Here is an 18,353-nt window from a genome sequence, read left to right as displayed (position 1 = left end):
AGAGAATAAGGAGATTAGAGAATGGCGAAAAAAATTTTATTAATAGGGGATAGTATTACAGATTGTGGAAGACGAGAAGATCAAGAGGGTCTAGGATATGGGTATGTAAGAATTTTACATGATTACTTGGTGACAACGTATCCATATGCTGACTATCAAATTGTGAATACAGGAATAGGCGGAGATAGAGTCACTGACCTCGCTGCAAGATGGCAAACAGATGTCATTGATCATCAACCAGATTATGTTTCGATTTCAATAGGAATAAATGATGTATGGAGACAGCTTGACCGTCCTGAAATAGAGCAAGTAACTTCAGAGACATTTCACCAAGTTTACGTAAAATTGTTAACTCAAGTAAAAGAAGAAACCAACGCACAAATTGTATTAATGGAACCAACAATTATTGAGGAAGATACAGAATCCACAGGAAATAAGATGTTAAAAGACTATGTGGAGATAATAACTAATCTTGCACAACAATTCGATGCAACAATCGTGCCTACGCATCAAGCATTTATCAAGTATTTACAAGCTGAAAACAATTATAAGCTCACGACAGACGGCGTTCACATGAATTCCGCGGGAAACATGTTAATGGCAACTACTTGGCTTAGAGCGTGTGAAGAACGACTAAAATAAGATTATAGGGATAAGAGGCTGGCTCATAAAAGGGTCAGCTTCTTTTTTATGTTTTCCTGAACCTAAAAAGGAATGAGCAATATTCAGCGAAATAATGATTTCCTCAACAATGGGCATAGAAAACGCTAAGGCTGTATGGTGGAACTTTAGTAAAATTAAATATTTTTTCAAAAAATTGTAAATTAATCAAACAATTTTAGCATATATACCGTCTTATAAAGTGTATTCACAACTAAGGGGGGAACAGAGTTGATTAAAAAATGGTTTTATTTATTTGTATTGGCAATTCTGATGTTTTGTAGTATAGGGATATCTTCTGGTTCTGCAGCAGGCAGCAAATTTATTATCATTAATAAGTCAAACAACCAACTTGCTTATTATGAAAATAATCAACTAACTAAAGTGTTTAAGGTCGGGACAGGGAGGAGTCAATCCTTAACACCAGAGGGAAAATTTAAAATTGTAAACAAGATAAAGAATCGACCTTACTACACTGATGGCATTCCAGGTGGTGACCCACGTAATCCGCTTGGTAATAGATGGCTTGGAATAAATGCAAGGGGAACATGGGGCACGACTTATGCAATTCATGGTAACAACAACCCTAATTCAATTGGTGGTTATGTGAGTAGCGGTTGTGTACGGATGTATGATAACGAGGTGGAATGGCTGTTCAATCAAGTGCCTGTCAATACACCTGTTATAATCACAACTTCAGGGAAATCATTTGATTCAATAGCGGTTTCTTACGGATATAAAGTAACTGAAAGCTCAGTTCCAGTTACTGTAAATGGAACCGCTCTCAAAAAGGGGAACAGGGGACCTGCTGTTGAAGAGCTTCAGCGGAAGCTTACTTCTCTAGGGTTTAGTACAAAAGGGATAGATGGTGTATTTGGTCAAAATACAGAATCTGCAGTCCGCTCATTTCAAAAGGCTCGACGTCTTACTGTAGATGGCGTAGTCGGTCCAGCAACAAGAAAAGCACTTGGAGGAACAACAGTGACAAAGCCAACATCTCCTTCTTCACCATCAAATGGGTCAGACCTAGCCAAAAGTGGCATCCTTAAAAAAGGAAGCAAAGGTGCTTCTGTAAAAGAACTTCAACGTATCCTTACTGCTAAAGGGTACAATACAAAAGGGGTGGACGGAATTTTTGGTTCAAACACGGATCAAGCAGTCCGTAAATTCCAAAAGGCACGTGGTCTAGCAGTAGATGGAATCGTTGGACCGAACACTAAAAAAGAACTTAGATAATCTTACACAAATACTCGTTTCACCTTTATCCTCATGGAAAGGAAACTATTTCCCATGAGGATTTTTTCACCTTTTAATGAACTAAGGCAAATTATCAATTATCTTTTTTTTCTGTACTCAGAAGGGGTCATCGACGTAAGTTTCTTAAATGTCCGAAAAAAATGGGGCATACTCGTAAATCCACATTGCTCAGCCACAGTTGAAATTTTCTCATTATAACTACTTAGTAGATCTTTTGCTAATAATATCCGCTTCATTGTAATATAATCGGTCACATTAATGCCAATCAACTGTTTAAAGACACGGCTAAAATGAGCGGCTGAAACGGAAAAGCGTCTTGATAGAGAATTCAAATCTAAACTAGTATCTAAATGTTGATCAATATAAATTAATGCCTCTTTAAACCATTTTGGTCCGAAGGAAGACTGCTTTTCTATTCCTGTTTTCCAAGTAAGGCAATTTCGATTAAGGTGAAGCATAGTCACGTGCAACCATAATAGGATCGCATTCACTTGATCTGGGCTTTCTGTCTCCACTTCATGCATAAGGGTATCAATGTAGTCATTTAATTTAGTTTGGTGATTATGCTCTAACGTATATTTATAATTCTTTCCTTTTTTTGATTCACCAAAAATCTTCAAATATAAAAAACCATTACCAAAAGTAGAATGATTAAGTAGGGCAGGACTAAAGAAGATAGCAGTAGAAGTAAGGGAATGATCCTTATCAGGTATGGTACGGTGAATCGTATTACTTGGAATGATGATTAGATCATTTTTTTGTATGTCATAAAAAGTTTGATCAATGAAAAAGGTTCCTTTTCCTTCATGAATCATCACAATTTCTAACCATTCATGTGTATGTTCTGGAAGCTCATCTTGAAGATCTTTCGTTTGTTTATAGACGATATGAAATGGGAAAGATTTTTTAGATTCAAATTGTTTACGAATTGGTAACATTTATTCAACCACCTCACTTAATCTCTCCTTTCTATAATATCAAAATATGTTACAAAGAAGTCAATTCAGGCAATTTTTATAACAATTAACAGGTGATAGAATGATAAAAAGCAAGTTTGAAAGGAAGATAAAAGAATGGAAACAAAAGAGAAAACGTTTGGTGCAGGTGTTTCATGTATTGTCATGAATCAGAATGATAACGTTGTCACATTGTTGCGCTCGATTAATAAGGGTGAGGTATTAACATTTCAAATTGAAGATCAAACATGTACATTAACAGCTAAAGAGGATGTTGCTTTCGGTCATAAACTGGCACTTAATCAAATTAAAATCGGTGATACAATCCTGAAATATGGAGAGTCTATTGGCGTCGCTACAACCACTATTGAAGAAGGTGAGCATGTTCATGTACACAATCTTATCGGTGTTCGCGGTCGAGGTGACCAATAATTTTAGAAAGAGGAGTGAGAAAAAATGACAATGATCAAAGGATATCGCAGACCAGATGGAAAAGTAGGGATTCGGAATCATTTGCTGCTTTTACCAACAGTGGTGTGTGCAAATCAAGTAGTTAATCGAATTCAACAGCAGGTACCAGGATCGGTAGCTATTCCACATCAGCATGGCTGCAGCCAAGTAGGTGATGATAAAGAGCGGACACACAAGGTTCTTGTTGGGATGGGGAAAAATCCAAATGTTGGTGCTGTCCTAGTTGTAAGCTTAGGCTGTGAGGTCATGAATGCTGAACAAATACGTGACGAAATTGCTGAGACGGGAAAACCAGTGATTTGGATTGATATTCAAGATGAAGGTGGCTCGGTCAATACAATTAAAAAAGGAACAGAAATAGCAAAAGAGCTTGAACAAAAAATTGCAAGTATTCCATATGAAAATATTTCACTTTCAGAGCTAATTGTTGGTGTTAAATGCGGTGGTTCTGATGCAACATCAGGTTTATGCAGTAATCCTGCCTTAGGAAGAACGTCAGACATGATTATTGATAAAGGCGGAAGCATAGTGATGGGTGAAACGACTGAAATCATTGGAGCAGAACACATCCTAGCTGAAAAGGCAGTAAATGAAGAAGTGACGAAAAAATTATATGATTCAATTGCAAAATTTGAAGCAGAAATCGAACGAATGGGTGTTGATATGCGAGGTGGTAACCCTAGTCCCGGAAATATTGAGGGAGGATTATCTAGCATTGAAGAGAAATCATTGGGGTGTATAAGTAAAGCTGGCACAGCGCCATTACAAGGTGTCGTTGACTTTGCGAGTGAAATACCTGGAAAAGGCTTTTATTTTATGGACTCGCCCGGAAATGATATTGAATGTGTCACAGGAATGGCAGCAGCAGGCATTCAGCTCGTTTGTTTTACTACAGGCCGTGGAACGCCGACTGGAAATCCAATTGTACCTGTTATTAAAATTTCTGGAAACGAGGTTATGGCAAAGCGCATGGCTGACAATATTGATGTTGATACAAGTCCTGTATTACAAGGAAAAGAGTCTCTTCAACAAGCTGGGGAACGGTTATTTAAAGAAATTGTCAGTGTCGCATCTGGAGAACTTACAAAAGCAGAGATTCTTGGTCATCAAGAATTTAGTATTAGTCGAATAGGAATTAGTCTGTAGGAAAAGGGAGGATATTTAGTGAAGCGCTTACTTAATAAAATTGCGTTAGTTACAGGTGGAAACCGTGGAATCGGTGAAGCTATTGTTTTGCGACTTGCTGAAGAGGGGGCAGATGTCGCAATTAATTTTAACTCTGTCCGTTCAAGAGAACAAGCTGAAGAGGTTAGGAAAAAGGTAGAGGGGATTGGTAGAAGAGCAATTGTAATTAAAGCCGACGTTGGCAATAAACAAGATGTAGAAGCAATGATCAAGGCAGTAGAGGAACAGCTTGGAGAAATTGAAATTCTGGTTAATAATGCTGGAATTGCTCCTTTTGAGCCTTTTATGCAAGTAACAGAAGAAACATGGGACCGTACCTTTAATACAAATGTGAAGGCTATTTTTCTAACATCCCAATTAGCGGCCAAGCGAATGATTCCCAAGCGCAATGGAAAAATAATTAACATTTTATCCACTGCCAGCCTCATGGTTACGAGTCCAGTAATTCCTCATTATCAAGCCTCAAAAGCAGCAGGACATATGTTAACTAAAGGATTGGCTATCGAGCTTGGAAGATACAACATTAATGTAAATGCAGTAGGACCAAGTACAGTTGATACAGATATGTGTACTGATTTTCTAGCAGATCCGGAAATACGAAGCAAGGAAATTGAAGCAAATCCGATGAAACGGCTAGGAACTGCAAAGCAAATAGGGGATGCAGTTGTGTTTTTAGCATCAAATGAAGCAGAACAAATCAATGGTCATTTAATGATGGTTGACGGCGGATTAACAGTTAAAGCAGCACAACCAGAGGATCATATGGAACATTAACAGACAAAGGGAAGGGATATAAGAATATGAGATTGAGAGATAAAGTAATTCTAATTACGGGTGCAGGGTCTGGAATTGGGAAATGTACAGCTTTATTGTTTGCGAAAGAAGGAGCATCAATCATTGTTAATGACTTAAATGTTGAAAGCGGGACGAACACCGTAGCTGAAATTAGCGAAGCAAATGGTGAAGCCTATTTCATTCAAGCTGATGTTACTGATGCAAGCTCTGTTAAAGCAATGGTTGATAAAGCGATAAATAGGTATGGGAAGATCGATGTTTTGTTTAATAATGCTGGTATTAGCGGTGTAGGCAAGCTTCATGAGGTTGATCTAGATGCCTGGAATAAAACATTGAATGTTAATATTAATGGTGTGATGCTGCCAAGTAAATATGTTATTCCTCATATGATGGAACAAAACAAGGGTTCGATCATTAATATGTCTTCATGTATTGCTGAAATGGGACTAGCTGACCGTGCCTCCTATTCAACGACAAAAGGAGCGATTTTAGCCTTAACTAAATCGATGCAGGTGGACTATGCTGCCTATAATATTCGAGTAAATGCTATTTTGCCAGGAACCATTCTAACGCCTTTTGTAGAGCATTATTTAAAACAATCGTATGAAAATCCTGAGGAAGCGATTGAAAAGATTAAAACCCGCCAGTTAAGTGGGGATTTAGGAAGACCTGAAGATGTGGCCTATGCAGCCCTTTTCCTAGCATCTGATGAATCAAGGTTTATGATGGGCTCTCCGCTTTATATTGATGGTGGCGTTGTATTTGGTAAGAATGCGTAAAAACGAAAGAGGAGGATTTTTCTATGAAACTATTAACATTTATAAAAGAAGGAAAGCAAGCATTGGGAGTAAAAATTGATAATGGTATTATCGATCTTGAAGCAGCATTAAATGAAAAACCAAATGCTCAAATTCAAACAAATATCATGGAAATCATCGCTGGCGGCAAGGAAACCATTTCTGTACTCGAAGATTATCTTTCTACACTTCCAACATCAAATGAAGCATCATATCTAAAAACTGAAGAAGAAATCCAATGGGGACCTTGTGTCACACAACCAAATAAAATCATTTGTGTCGGATTAAATTACCGCAAGCATGCGGATGAAACAAATGCTCCATATCCAGAAGTACCGATCTTATTTAATAAATTTAATAATACGTTGACAGGTCATAAAAGTGAAATTGCTGTACCAAAAGTAACGAAACAATTAGATTACGAAGTAGAGCTAGGTGTCGTTATTGGGAAAAAAGCAAAATATGTAAGCAAAGAAGAGGCGTTGGAACATGTATTTGGCTATTGTACGGTAAATGATTTATCAGCACGTGATTTACAATTAAAAACTCCTCAATGGTTACTCGGAAAGACATGTGATGATTTCAGCCCGATGGGACCATATTTAGTAACAGCTGATGAAGTTGGAAATCCTAATGATCTCCAATTAAAAACGTATGTAAATGGCGAAGTACGTCAAGATTCAAATACATCAGATATGATCTTTTACGTAGATCAAATCGTTAGTTACATCTCTCAGCATATGACGCTTACACCGGGAGATGTTATCTTAACAGGGACTCCAGAAGGTGTTGTATTAGGATACCCAGATGAAAAGCAAGTGTACATACATCCTGGAGATGAAGTTACTGTTGAAATTGAAAAATTAGGTTCGTTAACCAATATCTTCATTGAAGAAAAATAATCGATTGTAGGTTGATAATATGTTAAAAGGGATCCCACCAATCTTGTCTCCAGATTTATTAAAAATTCTTACTGAAATGGGGCATGGTGATGAAATTGTTTTAGCAGATGGTAACTTTCCAGCAGCGAGCCATGCGCAAAGATTAATTCGAGCAGATGGACATTCTATTCCCGATTTACTTAAGGCGATCCTAACTTTATTTCCACTTGATTCGTATGTCGAACAGCCGATCACACTAATGGCAGTTGAGCCAGGTGATGGTGGAGAACCAGTTATCTGGCAACAGTATCAGCAGATTGCTAATGAAAAAGAAGGAAAGCCTATCTCAATTGACATGATCGATCGTTTTTCTTTTTATGAACGAGCGAAAGAGACATATGCGGTTGTTGCTACTGGAGAAAGGGCACTTTACGCAAATGTCATCTTGAAGAAGGGAGTTATTGGATAGTTGAAACAATCATCACTTACAGAGACATACATGAACTCGGGAATGTGAAAGTTCCACAATATGGAGCATATTTCTGTAAGGTAATGGAATCTACTTTCGCGATTGGTGGCATGCTTTATAGTGCTGTGTTTAAAATTGACTATAGTAATACATGGATGATATTGTAAAAAATGGGAGGTGATAATTAGATGGGACTAAAAGCAGCTCAAATTTATGTTAATTTACCAGTTAAAGATCTTAATAAATCAGTTGAGTTTTTCACAAAAGTAGGTTTTGAGTTTAATCCTCAATTTACCGATGAAAATGCTACGTGTATGGTCGTAGGCGAAAACATTTTTGTTATGCTGTTGGTAGAAGAATTTTTTAAAACCTTTACGAAAAAAGACATTGCTGATGCTACGAAGAGTACAGAGGTTATTGTAGCGTTTTCTGCTAATAGCAAAGAAATGGTTGATGAGATTGTACATAAGGCTTTAGCAGCTGGAGGGATGCCTTCAAATGAACCAGTCGACCACGGCTTTATGTATGGATGGAGTTTTCAGGATATTGACGGTCATTTGTGGGAACTTATGTACATGGATGAAAGTGCAGGCAATCAAGATTGAGAAGGAACGTTTTGAGTTAAATATTAGACGGTAACCTCCTTGCACTATGGGAGGTTTTTTTGTGCAAACAACAGCTTGTAATATACTATTTTCTATTCAATAATATCTATGGGTTGTAAATAGTCAGAGCGATGGGAGCTTTTGATTGTGGAGGAAGTTAAATGATTTTTGGATCCTGGAATTGAAGCTGGTTTAGAAGGTGCCCGTTGAGTAGAGAATTGTGTGCGGATGATCTTCACCACATAAAAGATTCGGTTAAGCAATTTATATTAACGGATAAACACCAATCCAATATTGCTAGTTATTGAAATAGGAGGGACTAAAAAAGTGAATACAGAAAATAAGCCAACAATTTATTGGACATTGCTTCATCATAAAGATTGGAAGATTTATCTAGCCGCCACATCGAAAGGACTTTGCTACGTAGGGTCGCAGAATATGCCAGTCGATGAATTAATAGTATGGGCTGAGAAGCATTTTCCAGGAAGACGGCTTACTCAAGATCATGAAAGGCTTAAGCCTTATGTGAATGAACTAATTGAGTATTTTGAAGGGGAACGGAAAAGCTTTACTGTACCATTTGATTACCATGGGACAGAATTTCAAATGGCCGTATGGAAGGCACTTTGTGAGATTCCATATGGGGCAACTATTGTCTATTCAGATATAGCAAATACAATCAATAAACCAGCTGCAGTACGTGCAGTCGGAGCGGCAATTGGAGCGAATCCAGTGTTAATTTCAATCCCTTGTCATCGTGTTGTTGGAAAAAATGGAAAGCTTACCGGCTATCGTGGTGGATTGGAAATGAAGACAAAGCTCCTTGAGTTGGAGCGGTAACGTTATGTAAAGTTAATTGTCCTATGAAATTTCAAAAGCTGAAGAGGATGATAATTTATGAGCAATAAAACAAACGCAATGAGAATGCTAGATAAGCAAAAAATAGTTTATGACATTTTGACCTATGATGTAGGCGATGGAATGATAAATGGAATTGCTGTTGCTGAGAAAATAAACAGATCACAGGAAGTGGTCTTTAAAACCTTAGTTGCTTACCGAGAAAAAAGTTTGTATGTCTTTGTCATTCCTGTAGCTGAGGAGCTTGATCTAAAAAAAGCCGCAAAAGCAGCAGGTGAAAAAAAGCTAGAAATGCTGCCAGTAAAAGAGCTTCAAAAATGGACGGGATATATTCGTGGAGGTTGTTCTCCTATAGGTATGAAAAAGAACTATCCAACGTTTATCGATCGTCATGCCAACGGTTTAAAAAAGATCGTTGTAAGTGCCGGTAAGATAGGTATGCAGATCGAAATTGAGCCTCAGTTGCTTGCAAAATGTGTTGCAGCGAAGTTTCTAGAATTAACAAAATGAGACCTATCTGTTTAAACTACTCCCAAAAGTTCCAAAACTATGTAATCCATCCAGAATTATGATAATCTTAAAATATTATTGAAAGGAGTGGTTGGTTGTGGACAAGTTAGTTCCAGAAATAACGCTTAATGATGGTGTTACTTTGCCGGTTATCGGTTTGGGTACATATTCACTTAAGGGGAATCAAGGTGCGAATGCTATCCAAAGTGCTATTGATGATAAAGGATATCGACTAATTGATTCAGCCTATAATTATGAAAACGAAGGCACTGTAGGTGAAGCTGTTAGACGTAGTTCGGTTCCGAGAGAAGAATTAAGAGTTACATCCAAATTACCTGGACGCTACCAGCAGTATGAAAAAGCTGTTACTACCATCCAAGAATCCTTATATCGTGCAAATCTAGATTATTATGATTTATATCTCATTCATTGGCCTAACCCTATACAAGATCATTATGTGGAAGCTTGGCATGCATTAATTGACGCTAAAAAGCAGGGCCTTATTCGTTCGATTGGTGTTTGTAATTTTTTGCCTGAACATATTGAGCGTTTAGAAAAGGAAACAGGCGTTAAGCCGAGTTTAAACCAAATCGAATTACATCCATTTTTTAATCAAGCAGAGCAAAGAAAATGGCATGAACAGAATAATATTAAGACACAATCCTGGAGTCCGTTAGCTCGAGCTAAGGAAGTCTTACAAAATAGTACTCTTCAACAAATTGCCAACGACCATAACAAGTCTATATCACAGGTTATTTTGCGATGGCATTATCAACTAGGGGCCATTGTCATTCCTAAATCTTCATCTCCTACTAGACAACTTGAAAATATATCAATTTTTGACTTTTCCCTAGATGAAGCAGAAATGAGCCTTATTTCACAGTTAACTCGACATGACGGCAGAATTAACAATCAAGACCCTGCTATATATGAAGAATTTTAGGTTGTTAGATTTTATTAAAGTTTCTTAAAGAGAAAGCTCTTCAACAATCGGAAACGTATCTTAGAATTAATAAATCCTAATCTCTCACGTAAGATAGTGAGAGATTAGGATTTTTAAAATATACAAACTTAGCGCCTTACTCGATTGTTTTATGATGAAACAGCTGACGATACTCTGTAGGGGTCTTACCTTCCTGTTCTAAAAATCGTTTATTAAAATAACTAATACTCGGATAGCCAGCCTTTAAAGCAATTTCCTTTATCGTCATCTCTTTATTGTCTAACAACCATTGCTTACTCATCTGAAGTCGGCATAACGTAATAAATGCCATTGGTGTCATTTGTGTAGCGCGTTTGAATAATCGGCAAAAATAATAGGTGCTCACACCAGCTTGTTCCGCCCAGTAATCCAATTCAAATGGTTCACATGCTTTTCTCTGCATTAATGGCAGTAGAGGGTGAATGCGATCATCTAACTCTAGTCTTCTATCAGAAGTTCTGGGCACTGTACTTGTAATGAACTCCATCAAAAACGTGTAAGTTAGAGTTGATAATCGAGACAAATGTAAAAAACTATTCTTTTCTGCTTCGATGAGAAGTTGCTCGTGGGCTTCCACTAATGGTCGAATATGTTGAACATTCCAAAGTGAATACCGATGAAAACCTCTTTCAGATAAAAATTGATTTAGGATACTCCCGTAAAAATGAACCCAACGAATATCCCAAGGATCATTTTTGCTGCTATAATACCGCTGTTCCTGCATCGGAAAATATAAAAAGGCGTCTCCACGTTTCAACGAAAATTGCTTTCCTTCGATCTCAACAAATCCAGATCCTGATAAAACAAAATGAATACTAAAATTATTTAGTGTGCCTACTTTTCGATCTACCTCATGTTCAGGTGCGTCCCTATACCATCCAATTGATTCGGGAAGGACCATATATTCATGGTCATTTAGTGTTGGTAATAAGTATTGTCTAAGCATTAGTTATCACTCTTTCACAGCAATATTCTTTTATATATAGAGCAATAAGATTCTATTTTTATTTTAATACGAGTCTTATATAATGACAATATAGTATTAAGTTAACAAAAAGGAGAGGAACGGAATGGAGAAGATTCGTTGGGGAATTATTGGATGTGCAGGTATCGCAAAAAGAGCTGTTATACCTGGTATTCAACAATCTGAAACAGGGGTAGTCTCTGCAATTGCAAGTCGTGGCCTAGACAAAGCAAAGCAAACTGCAGAAGAATTGAATATTCCAACTGCTTATGGGAGTTATGAGGAGTTACTAGCTGATCCAAATATTGATGGCGTTTACATTCCGCTACCAAACCACTTACATAAAGAATGGGCGATTCGTGCAGCAGAAGCAGGAAAACATGTATTATGTGAAAAACCTTTAGCAATCAATGCAAGTGAAGCGGAGGAAATGGTTGAAGCTTGTGAGAAAGCAGGCGTTGTATTTGCTGAAGCATTTATGTATCGTTATCACCCTCGTTACACAATGATTCAGGACATTATCAAATCGGGTGAAATCGGTGAGCTGCGTGGCATCCATGGAAACTTTACCTTTAACAATGCGAAAGACATGGCGAATGTTCGTTATAAGCAAGAATGGGGCGGTGGTTCATTATATGATGTTGGTGTTTACCCAATAAGTGCAGCGCGAATGCTGTTGGATCAAGAACCACAAGCTGCTACTGTCCATGCTTTATTTTCTGAAGAGCATGACAATGTAGACATGATGGCATCGGGAATACTTGAGTTTGATAAAGGTGTGGCACTAACCTTTGATTGTGGAATGTGGGCTGCGTTTAGAAATAATCTTGAGATTCTTGGCACAGAAGGCCGTATTGAAGTTCCTTCAGCATTTGTTGTTAATCAGGACGAAACAGACAATATTTATGTGGTTACGAATGACGGACGTAGAGAAGTAGAAGTCCCACGTTTGAATCAATATGCTTTACAAGCGGATGCATTGGGAAGAAGTATTCGAACTGGTGAGCCGCTTCCTTTTCCAGCAACAGATGCGATCCATAATATGAAGGTTCTTGATGCTTGTTTAACATCGGCGAAAGAACGCCGTCGTGTAGAAATATAATTTCAGGAGGTATACATTATGAAGACGATTATGATTCCAGGCTTAGCAAAGCCAGTAACAACCTTAATTCAAGGTTCAGACTATTTTAGACCAAGTGTTTATGATAAGGTTTGTAGTGTATTAGATCGGTATTTTGCGATAGGTGGAAACACTATCGACACTGCACATATTTACTGTGGTGGTGAAAGTGAAGTTGCAATCGGTCAATGGATGAAAGATCGCAATAATCGCGAAGATGTCGTAATCCTTACAAAAGGTGCACATCATGATCAAAACGGTCCTCGTGTAAATCCTGAGGCAATTTCTAAAGATTTATTTGAAAGCCTAGAACGCCTTGGAACCGATTATATCGATTTATATGCACTACATCGTGATGATCCTTCAGTACCAGTTAGCGTTATTATCGATGCGTTAAATGAACATATCAAAGCGGGACGTATCAATGCAATAGGTGGATCAAACTGGACTGTACAACGATTACAAGAAGCAAATGAATATGCTGCTGCAAACGGATTAATTGGCTTTACCTTCAGTAGTCCAAATCTTAGCTTAGCGAAGGCAAAAGAACCATTCTGGGCTGGCTGTGTTTCTGCTGATGCATCTGATTGTGCATGGCATGAAGAACATCAGCTCCCAATTCTCTCCTGGTCTTCTCAAGCAAGAGGTTTCTTTACAGGCCGATTTACGCCAGAGGACCGTAGCAATGAAGATCTTGTCCGTGTTTTCTACAGTGATGAAAACTGGGAACGACTTCGCCGTGCTGAACAATTAGCAAAAGAAAAGGGTGTTAGCACAATTCAAATCGCTCTTGCTTATGTGCTTAATCAACCGTTTCCAACTTGTGCCCTCATTGGTGCTCAAAACGAAGAAGAATTACTATCTTGTGATGAAGGATCCAATATAGTCTTGACGCCAGAAGAATTGAACTGGTTAGAACACGTTGAAAAAAGTGTACGTTAGGTAGTTTACTACTAAAAAGAATCTGGTGTTTTCCTCTATTAGGGGTAGCACCTGATTCTTTTTTTATAGGTAAACCTAGTAATTGTGTGACCTATATAGGTTTACTTCTTTAAAAAATTATTAAGGCGAAAACACCTTAGTTTTGTACAAATCTAAATGAGTTTCGTCTATGTTTTTACAAATTTACCTCTTTTATAATAATCATGAAGCTTCAACTAACGAATAGAGGAGGCAAATTGGGGATGGAAAAACAAAGTAAACCACTTTTATTAACAGATGAACAGATGAGAAAGTTTATTACAGAAGGATTTCTAATTTTAAAAACCGATTTTTCTAAGGGGTTTCATGAAAAGTTAAATGATCAATTATTGAATGTTTACGAAGAAGAAGGTAATCCTGGAAATAATTTATTACCTAGAGTAACTGAGCTTCAAAGAGTATTTGAACACCCAGTAATTACTGGTGCACTAACAAGTGTACTTGGGCCTGATTACATGCTACATGCACATCGACATGGACATTATAATGCTTCTGAAGTAGCTGGTGAATGGCATAAAGATAGCTATTGGGGATATAATCGCATGAGAAATCACCATCCATGGTGGGCGATGATCATGTATTTTCCACAGGATACACCAGCGGAATTAGGGCCAACGGGAATTCTGCCTGGTACGCAGAATTATGATTCGCGTGTATTTGATGCTGACGAATTGGACCAAGAGGTAAAAGCGTGTGGTGAAGCAGGAACGTTTGCCTTAATTCATTATGATATTTGGCATCGTGCAACACCAAATACACTAGGAAATCCTCGCTTTATGCTGAAGTTTGAATTTATGCGTACTCAAGCTCCGACAAAGCCAAGCTGGAACAATGCAGAAAGTGAGTGGAAGCTTCCCGAATCAACAAGCCCTTTATTTGCACAGCATGAGGTGATGTGGGAAGAAACATGGAATTGGTTAACTGGTAAAATTGGCAGCATGTCAGAGAAAGCAACGAACGATTCGAATTTTATTGAAAATAAGCTTAATGCTTTAGAGGATGACTATGAGCCGGTAGCACTGAATGCAGCATATGAACTTGCATGCTGTGGGAAGTATGGCGTGCAAAACCTTTTATCAGCACTGCATCACGAAAAAGCTAATGTTTCTCGACTTGCAGCATATGGGTTATCAATTGCAGGAAAAGATGCGATACCAGGTTTAATTATTGCATTGAATAGTAGCCGTACGTCCACGGTGATACGTGCTATTTTTGCCCTAAGTGAACATAGACATTTGGCTGCAGAAGCTGTTCCTGCTTTAACTCAATTAGTAGAGCACCCTTCTGTCATTATACGCAGATCTGTTACTGAAGCACTTGGTATGATTGCTACTCCAGCTAACGAAATTGTCGCTGGGTTAACAAAATGTTTACAAGACCCAGACGCCCAAACTCGCTTTATGGCTGGGCTTTCATTAGCTCGAATCGGTGCTCCTGCTGATTCAGCAGTACCTCAATTGGAAGTCGCATTACAGGATGAAAATAGATATGTCCGTGCACATGCGGCAGAAGCACTTCGATATATAGGAACAGAACAAGCAAACAAAGCTCTGATCACATTTTTATTTAATTCAAGATGGTGTCCGACTACCACACCTGCGAATACGTTTTATCCTTGATCAGTTTAGGTGTTTGCTAGAGGTTTATCTAAAGTTTTTCTCCAAATTTCGAAAAGAAGTTGGCGAGAATCCAGTTAGTTCCTTAAACAATCGAGAAAAATAGGATATTTCCATTCCAAGCGAGTCTGAAATGTTAGAAACAGTAAGCTCACTGATAACTAATAACTCTTTGGCTTTCTCAATACGTCTTCGATTCATGTACTGTATGGGAGAATAGCCAGTGAATTGTTTGAAAACTGAAATGAAATAATTTGGATGGAAATTAGCTATTAATGCTAAATCTTCTACTGATAAATTTCCATCCAAATGTTCTTCTATATATGTAAGGATGATATCCATTTTATTAAAAGAAGGAGATGTATCCACTTTTAATTGAATGTGTTCACTTCTTTCAATAAACAACGCAATAATTTCCAATAATATTGAATGAACCCGGAAATGGCTTGATAACTTGTCACTTTGCCAATTGGAAATGAGTTGCTCGAATTTTTCCTTCAGTTCAAAATCATCTAGTTTACTAAATACCGGTGTTTTCATCAGTTGAAATAAATCAAAATCCCCGATCTTAGCAGTGAAATGACACCAATATTTACCGAATGTATTTTTGCTGATTGTTCCATATGATTGTACAGAACTTGAAGGGAGGAGATAAAGTTCACCAGGTTTAGGATAGTACGTTTCATCATTCACTTTGACAAATCCCTCACCTTCCATTATGTAATAGAACTTATTGAAATCAGTAGTGTATCGATCTTCATTCCAAGTGATAGGGACTTTCGTATAAGCCGCAATTGAAACGTCCAACTGCACATTCGCAAGATACTTCCCCAAAAGCCTTCCTTTATGAGTTTCCATATTATCTATCCCTCGCTTTCGATTATCCTTTGTTGAATAGAAAAAGAGGACGACTCATTTCGTTTGAGCCATCCTCGTTATCGTTTAGAACATCATTGTTGGGTATATACTAAGTTGCTTGATTAGAAAAAGGATATCCTAACTGAAAAATATGTCAGAAAGCGTTTTCATAAATAACACCTTTAAATTTAATTTTTAAGGTTGAATTACTGTCTTTCTTTAAATGATTCTTTATATCCTTAATACGATTCACCGCATCCGTCATACCTGATGCTGCTATTTTATGTTCTCTTGTTTCATTACCTGTATCTATTAAAAAGACAAACTGTTTCATGATGATTTCTCCTTAGATGTTTAATTATGTTTTGTTAATCCTATTATAAAATAAATCTATCAATTTGTGAAAGCGTTTTTTTAAATAATTGTGTACATAGTGTGAAAGTGTTTTCATAATGCTTTTAACAAGATAAGTGAGTGAGAAAACTACATTTCGATCTACTAAAAAAGTTCTCCTTATAAACATAAGAAGAACCTTTGTCATTGATTAAAAAAGATAAACTGCGAATGCAATAACAACAGCAATTCCAAGAATAATATAAATCCAAGAAAGGCGAGAGATGTTTCCTTTTGTCGCATTGTCGTAGTTATGATCACCTTTACCACCTAAAAAGACAGTTCCAACAAGAGCTAATAAACCGATAATAATGACTAATATAATGGCTATATTCATGGTATTCCCCCCAAGAAAAAGATGTTTGATATAAGATATATGTTTGTTCCTACTAATAATAACCGATTAATAATTACGTCTTGAAATTTAGCTTATCATTCTAACTACATATTATATTAGTCTATTGTAAATTTCTATACTTCAATTGGGTAAGGCCAATAAACTCTCTAAACAATAGAATAAAGTATGACGAATGTCAAAAAATAAAAATCAATTGATAATAAGGTCGAACAGGTGACATGCTTCTATTTTTCGTATGCTATTAAATAGATAATCGGTTATATGGATGCCTAGCTAAATCATGTTATGATAATGGAAAATACAAAGGAGGAAATTACCTTGCCACATATCGTATTTCGCGGAATAAACATTCAACAATTAAAAAACATAAGTAAACCACTACTAGAAGAACTTGCAGACATTTGTGAATGTGGGACAGATAATTTCACATTCGAGCTACCAAGCTCTGTGTTTGTATTTAATGGTGAAGAAACCGAAGCATTCCCGCTTATTGAAGTGAAGTGGTTTGAGCGTGGACAACAGATCCGTAATCTATTTGCCCAAGCAGTAACAAACTATCTTCTCGAATTAGGGTTACCTGAAGTAGAGGTTGTCTTTACTGCATATTCTGAAGAAGCGTACTATATTAATGGTAAGCACTGTGCAGAATAAATGGACTGACAAGAAGCACTTGACTCATGAAATGGCCCATCGTTATTGTTGTTTGTTGTTGGGTCTTTTCATTAATGAGCATTAGGAGTTTAATTCAAGAAGAGACACAATGATGAACAGGATGTTTAAGGGTAAAAAGATTTTCAAGTTTAAGCCCTTGAAAAGGCAGTTGTTCTTTCTAAAACTCATTAAAGTCAAAAAATAACAACGAATAATATTGACATCTATGAAAATAGATCATATCATTATGGTGAAAAGATACATATTGATATGATGAATAGAGGGGATGATCGTTGGAAAAGAGAAAAGTTTTCGATGAGACATTGGAACTTGTATTGGAAAGAATAAAGAACGGCATATGGAGACCAGGACAACGGTTACCCACTCTTGTAAAACTTACAGAGGAACTGAACGTAAGTACATCTACTTTACGTGAGGTCTTACGAATATTAGAAGATAAAAAAATCATTTCCATTGAACATGGTCGTGGAATTTTTGTTCGGAAAGATATGATCTATTCTGAAAAAGCTCAAGAAAAAATAAGTACAGAATCCCTCTTTAAACTATTTGAAGCAAGGCTACTTTTAGAAACAGAATTTGCATATTTTGCAGCACAAAGAGCATTTATCCAAGAAATTGAAGAGATTTGTCATTCTGCTGAAAAAATCGCAAAACATATCGAACGTTTTGAAAGTTTTGCAGACGAAGATGTTTATTTCCACTTTTTAATTGCAAAAGCAGCACACAGTGACTTCCTTTTTGACATGTTCAGATCACTAGAACCTCAACTACTAGAATCTCGTAAATATACAAATCTAATTCCAGGTGCAATTGAAAAAGCAGCACAATACCACTTAATGATTGCGCAAGCTATACGTGATCGCGACCCAGATCGTGCAAAATTACTCATGAAATCACATCTAAATGATACAATTTCCGATATTAACTTTGGCGGAAAACCATCTGTCTAAAGATAATAAACTTGA

At 37.1% G+C, this 18,353-nt stretch carries 22 protein-coding genes; 17 read left to right on the top strand and 5 right to left on the bottom strand.

The annotated features are described in order from the left end of the window. Positions 1 to 21 precede the first annotated feature (21 nt). Both WCV66_RS23345 and WCV66_RS23340 read left to right on the top strand, forming a co-directional pair. A complete protein-coding gene (locus WCV66_RS23345; RefSeq protein ID WP_338787039.1) occupies positions 22 to 642 on the top strand; it encodes an SGNH/GDSL hydrolase family protein in 621 nt (206 codons plus the stop codon). 249 nt (positions 643 to 891) lie between these two features. Next, positions 892 to 1,896, top strand: coding sequence for a L,D-transpeptidase family protein (locus WCV66_RS23340; RefSeq protein WP_232328949.1), 1,005 nt, complete (start codon positions 892 to 894; stop codon positions 1,894 to 1,896). Positions 1,897 to 1,994: 98 nt separating this feature from the next. Here WCV66_RS23340 and WCV66_RS23335 read toward each other — a convergent pair whose 3' ends face one another. Next, positions 1,995 to 2,855: an AraC family transcriptional regulator gene (locus WCV66_RS23335; protein ID WP_066325064.1), complete on the bottom strand. Its 861-nt coding sequence runs from the start codon at positions 2,853 to 2,855 to the stop codon at positions 1,995 to 1,997. A gap of 135 nt (positions 2,856 to 2,990) precedes the next feature. On the opposite strand from WCV66_RS23335, the gene WCV66_RS23330 reads away from it, so the two are divergent. The 10 genes from WCV66_RS23330 to WCV66_RS23285 all read left to right on the top strand — a co-directional run bounded on the left by WCV66_RS23330 (position 2,991) and on the right by WCV66_RS23285 (position 10,387). Next, positions 2,991 to 3,305 carry a UxaA family hydrolase gene (locus WCV66_RS23330; protein ID WP_338787038.1) on the top strand — a complete coding sequence of 105 codons (315 nt, stop codon included), beginning with the start codon at positions 2,991 to 2,993 and terminating at the stop codon, positions 3,303 to 3,305. Between the two features lie 24 nt (positions 3,306 to 3,329). Continuing rightward, positions 3,330 to 4,490, top strand: coding sequence for a UxaA family hydrolase (locus WCV66_RS23325; protein ID WP_338787037.1), 1,161 nt, complete (start codon positions 3,330 to 3,332; stop codon positions 4,488 to 4,490). Positions 4,491 to 4,508: 18 nt separating this feature from the next. Continuing rightward, on the top strand, positions 4,509 to 5,303 hold the full coding sequence (locus tag WCV66_RS23320) for an SDR family NAD(P)-dependent oxidoreductase (RefSeq protein WP_066325071.1): 795 nt from the start codon (positions 4,509 to 4,511) through the stop codon (positions 5,301 to 5,303). A 26-nt stretch (positions 5,304 to 5,329) separates the two neighbouring features. After that, positions 5,330 to 6,103, top strand: a complete 774-nt coding sequence (locus WCV66_RS23315; RefSeq protein ID WP_338787036.1) for an SDR family NAD(P)-dependent oxidoreductase — start codon at positions 5,330 to 5,332, stop codon at positions 6,101 to 6,103. Positions 6,104 to 6,126: 23 nt separating this feature from the next. Next, the gene (locus tag WCV66_RS23310) at positions 6,127 to 7,023 is read left to right on the top strand and encodes a fumarylacetoacetate hydrolase family protein (RefSeq protein WP_338787035.1); all 897 of its coding nucleotides are present in this window, start codon (positions 6,127 to 6,129) and stop codon (positions 7,021 to 7,023) included. A gap of 19 nt (positions 7,024 to 7,042) precedes the next feature. Next, a complete protein-coding gene (fucU, locus tag WCV66_RS23305; RefSeq protein WP_338787034.1) occupies positions 7,043 to 7,471 on the top strand; it encodes an L-fucose mutarotase in 429 nt (142 codons plus the stop codon). Positions 7,472 to 7,659: 188 nt separating this feature from the next. Further along, positions 7,660 to 8,076 carry a VOC family protein gene (locus WCV66_RS23300; protein WP_338787033.1) on the top strand — a complete coding sequence of 139 codons (417 nt, stop codon included), beginning with the start codon at positions 7,660 to 7,662 and terminating at the stop codon, positions 8,074 to 8,076. Between the two features lie 327 nt (positions 8,077 to 8,403). Further along, positions 8,404 to 8,916 carry a methylated-DNA--[protein]-cysteine S-methyltransferase gene (locus tag WCV66_RS23295; protein ID WP_338787032.1) on the top strand — a complete coding sequence of 171 codons (513 nt, stop codon included), beginning with the start codon at positions 8,404 to 8,406 and terminating at the stop codon, positions 8,914 to 8,916. A 57-nt stretch (positions 8,917 to 8,973) separates the two neighbouring features. Further along, entirely contained in the window at positions 8,974 to 9,444 is a 471-nt protein-coding gene (ybaK, locus tag WCV66_RS23290; RefSeq protein ID WP_338787031.1) for a Cys-tRNA(Pro) deacylase, read from the top strand. Between the two features lie 97 nt (positions 9,445 to 9,541). Continuing rightward, positions 9,542 to 10,387 carry an aldo/keto reductase gene (locus WCV66_RS23285; RefSeq protein ID WP_066325091.1) on the top strand — a complete coding sequence of 282 codons (846 nt, stop codon included), beginning with the start codon at positions 9,542 to 9,544 and terminating at the stop codon, positions 10,385 to 10,387. Between the two features lie 136 nt (positions 10,388 to 10,523). On the opposite strand, the gene WCV66_RS23280 is transcribed toward WCV66_RS23285, so the two are convergent. After that, entirely contained in the window at positions 10,524 to 11,372 is an 849-nt protein-coding gene (locus WCV66_RS23280) for an AraC family transcriptional regulator (RefSeq protein WP_338787030.1), read from the bottom strand. A 124-nt stretch (positions 11,373 to 11,496) separates the two neighbouring features. On the opposite strand from WCV66_RS23280, the gene WCV66_RS23275 reads away from it, so the two are divergent. The 3 genes from WCV66_RS23275 to WCV66_RS23265 all read left to right on the top strand — a co-directional run bounded on the left by WCV66_RS23275 (position 11,497) and on the right by WCV66_RS23265 (position 15,110). Beyond that, the gene (locus WCV66_RS23275; RefSeq protein ID WP_066325095.1) at positions 11,497 to 12,492 is read left to right on the top strand and encodes a Gfo/Idh/MocA family protein; all 996 of its coding nucleotides are present in this window, start codon (positions 11,497 to 11,499) and stop codon (positions 12,490 to 12,492) included. Between the two features lie 18 nt (positions 12,493 to 12,510). Next, positions 12,511 to 13,452, top strand: coding sequence for an aldo/keto reductase (locus tag WCV66_RS23270; protein ID WP_338787029.1), 942 nt, complete (start codon positions 12,511 to 12,513; stop codon positions 13,450 to 13,452). Between the two features lie 242 nt (positions 13,453 to 13,694). Next, positions 13,695 to 15,110: a HEAT repeat domain-containing protein gene (locus WCV66_RS23265; protein WP_338787027.1), complete on the top strand. Its 1,416-nt coding sequence runs from the start codon at positions 13,695 to 13,697 to the stop codon at positions 15,108 to 15,110. A gap of 24 nt (positions 15,111 to 15,134) precedes the next feature. Here WCV66_RS23265 and WCV66_RS23260 read toward each other — a convergent pair whose 3' ends face one another. The 3 genes from WCV66_RS23260 to WCV66_RS23250 all read right to left on the bottom strand — a co-directional run bounded on the left by WCV66_RS23260 (position 15,135) and on the right by WCV66_RS23250 (position 16,695). Beyond that, on the bottom strand, positions 15,135 to 15,965 hold the full coding sequence (locus tag WCV66_RS23260; protein WP_338787026.1) for an AraC family transcriptional regulator: 831 nt from the start codon (positions 15,963 to 15,965) through the stop codon (positions 15,135 to 15,137). A 154-nt stretch (positions 15,966 to 16,119) separates the two neighbouring features. Next, positions 16,120 to 16,299 (bottom strand): hypothetical protein, encoded by a 180-nt coding sequence (locus WCV66_RS23255; protein ID WP_066325107.1) that lies wholly within the window; start codon positions 16,297 to 16,299, stop codon positions 16,120 to 16,122. Between the two features lie 210 nt (positions 16,300 to 16,509). After that, entirely contained in the window at positions 16,510 to 16,695 is a 186-nt protein-coding gene (locus WCV66_RS23250; RefSeq protein WP_066325110.1) for a hypothetical protein, read from the bottom strand. 339 nt (positions 16,696 to 17,034) lie between these two features. Between WCV66_RS23250 and WCV66_RS23245 the strand changes: the two genes are divergently transcribed. Next, entirely contained in the window at positions 17,035 to 17,367 is a 333-nt protein-coding gene (locus WCV66_RS23245; RefSeq protein ID WP_066325113.1) for a DUF1904 family protein, read from the top strand. A gap of 293 nt (positions 17,368 to 17,660) precedes the next feature. Then, a complete protein-coding gene (locus WCV66_RS23240) occupies positions 17,661 to 18,338 on the top strand; it encodes a FadR/GntR family transcriptional regulator (RefSeq protein ID WP_338787025.1) in 678 nt (225 codons plus the stop codon). The last annotated feature ends 15 nt before the right edge of the window (positions 18,339 to 18,353 follow it).

This window comes from Metabacillus rhizosphaerae, from assembly GCF_037201795.1.
GTDB classification, from domain to species: Bacteria; Bacillota; Bacilli; order Bacillales; family Bacillaceae; genus Metabacillus; species Metabacillus rhizosphaerae.
The sequence above is the reverse complement of the archived record's forward strand: the minus strand, read 5'-3'. Positions and strand labels throughout refer to the sequence as shown.

Coding starts and splice junctions, on each gene's coding strand:
- ybaK (WP_338787031.1), top strand. CDS start 8,974: ATGAGCAATAAAACAAACGCAATGAGAATGCTAGATAAGCAAAAAATA.
- WCV66_RS23300 (WP_338787033.1), top strand. CDS start 7,660: ATGGGACTAAAAGCAGCTCAAATTTATGTTAATTTACCAGTTAAAGAT.
- WCV66_RS23345 (WP_338787039.1), top strand. CDS start 22: ATGGCGAAAAAAATTTTATTAATAGGGGATAGTATTACAGATTGTGGA.
- WCV66_RS23325 (WP_338787037.1), top strand. CDS start 3,330: ATGACAATGATCAAAGGATATCGCAGACCAGATGGAAAAGTAGGGATT.
- WCV66_RS23270 (WP_338787029.1), top strand. CDS start 12,511: ATGAAGACGATTATGATTCCAGGCTTAGCAAAGCCAGTAACAACCTTA.
- fucU (WP_338787034.1), top strand. CDS start 7,043: ATGTTAAAAGGGATCCCACCAATCTTGTCTCCAGATTTATTAAAAATT.
- WCV66_RS23315 (WP_338787036.1), top strand. CDS start 5,330: ATGAGATTGAGAGATAAAGTAATTCTAATTACGGGTGCAGGGTCTGGA.
- WCV66_RS23275 (WP_066325095.1), top strand. CDS start 11,497: ATGGAGAAGATTCGTTGGGGAATTATTGGATGTGCAGGTATCGCAAAA.
- WCV66_RS23310 (WP_338787035.1), top strand. CDS start 6,127: ATGAAACTATTAACATTTATAAAAGAAGGAAAGCAAGCATTGGGAGTA.
- WCV66_RS23335 (WP_066325064.1), bottom strand. CDS start 2,855: ATGTTACCAATTCGTAAACAATTTGAATCTAAAAAATCTTTCCCATTT.
- WCV66_RS23280 (WP_338787030.1), bottom strand. CDS start 11,372: ATGCTTAGACAATACTTATTACCAACACTAAATGACCATGAATATATG.
- WCV66_RS23250 (WP_066325110.1), bottom strand. CDS start 16,695: ATGAATATAGCCATTATATTAGTCATTATTATCGGTTTATTAGCTCTT.
- WCV66_RS23255 (WP_066325107.1), bottom strand. CDS start 16,299: ATGAAACAGTTTGTCTTTTTAATAGATACAGGTAATGAAACAAGAGAA.
- WCV66_RS23265 (WP_338787027.1), top strand. CDS start 13,695: ATGGAAAAACAAAGTAAACCACTTTTATTAACAGATGAACAGATGAGA.
- WCV66_RS23330 (WP_338787038.1), top strand. CDS start 2,991: ATGGAAACAAAAGAGAAAACGTTTGGTGCAGGTGTTTCATGTATTGTC.
- WCV66_RS23260 (WP_338787026.1), bottom strand. CDS start 15,965: ATGGAAACTCATAAAGGAAGGCTTTTGGGGAAGTATCTTGCGAATGTG.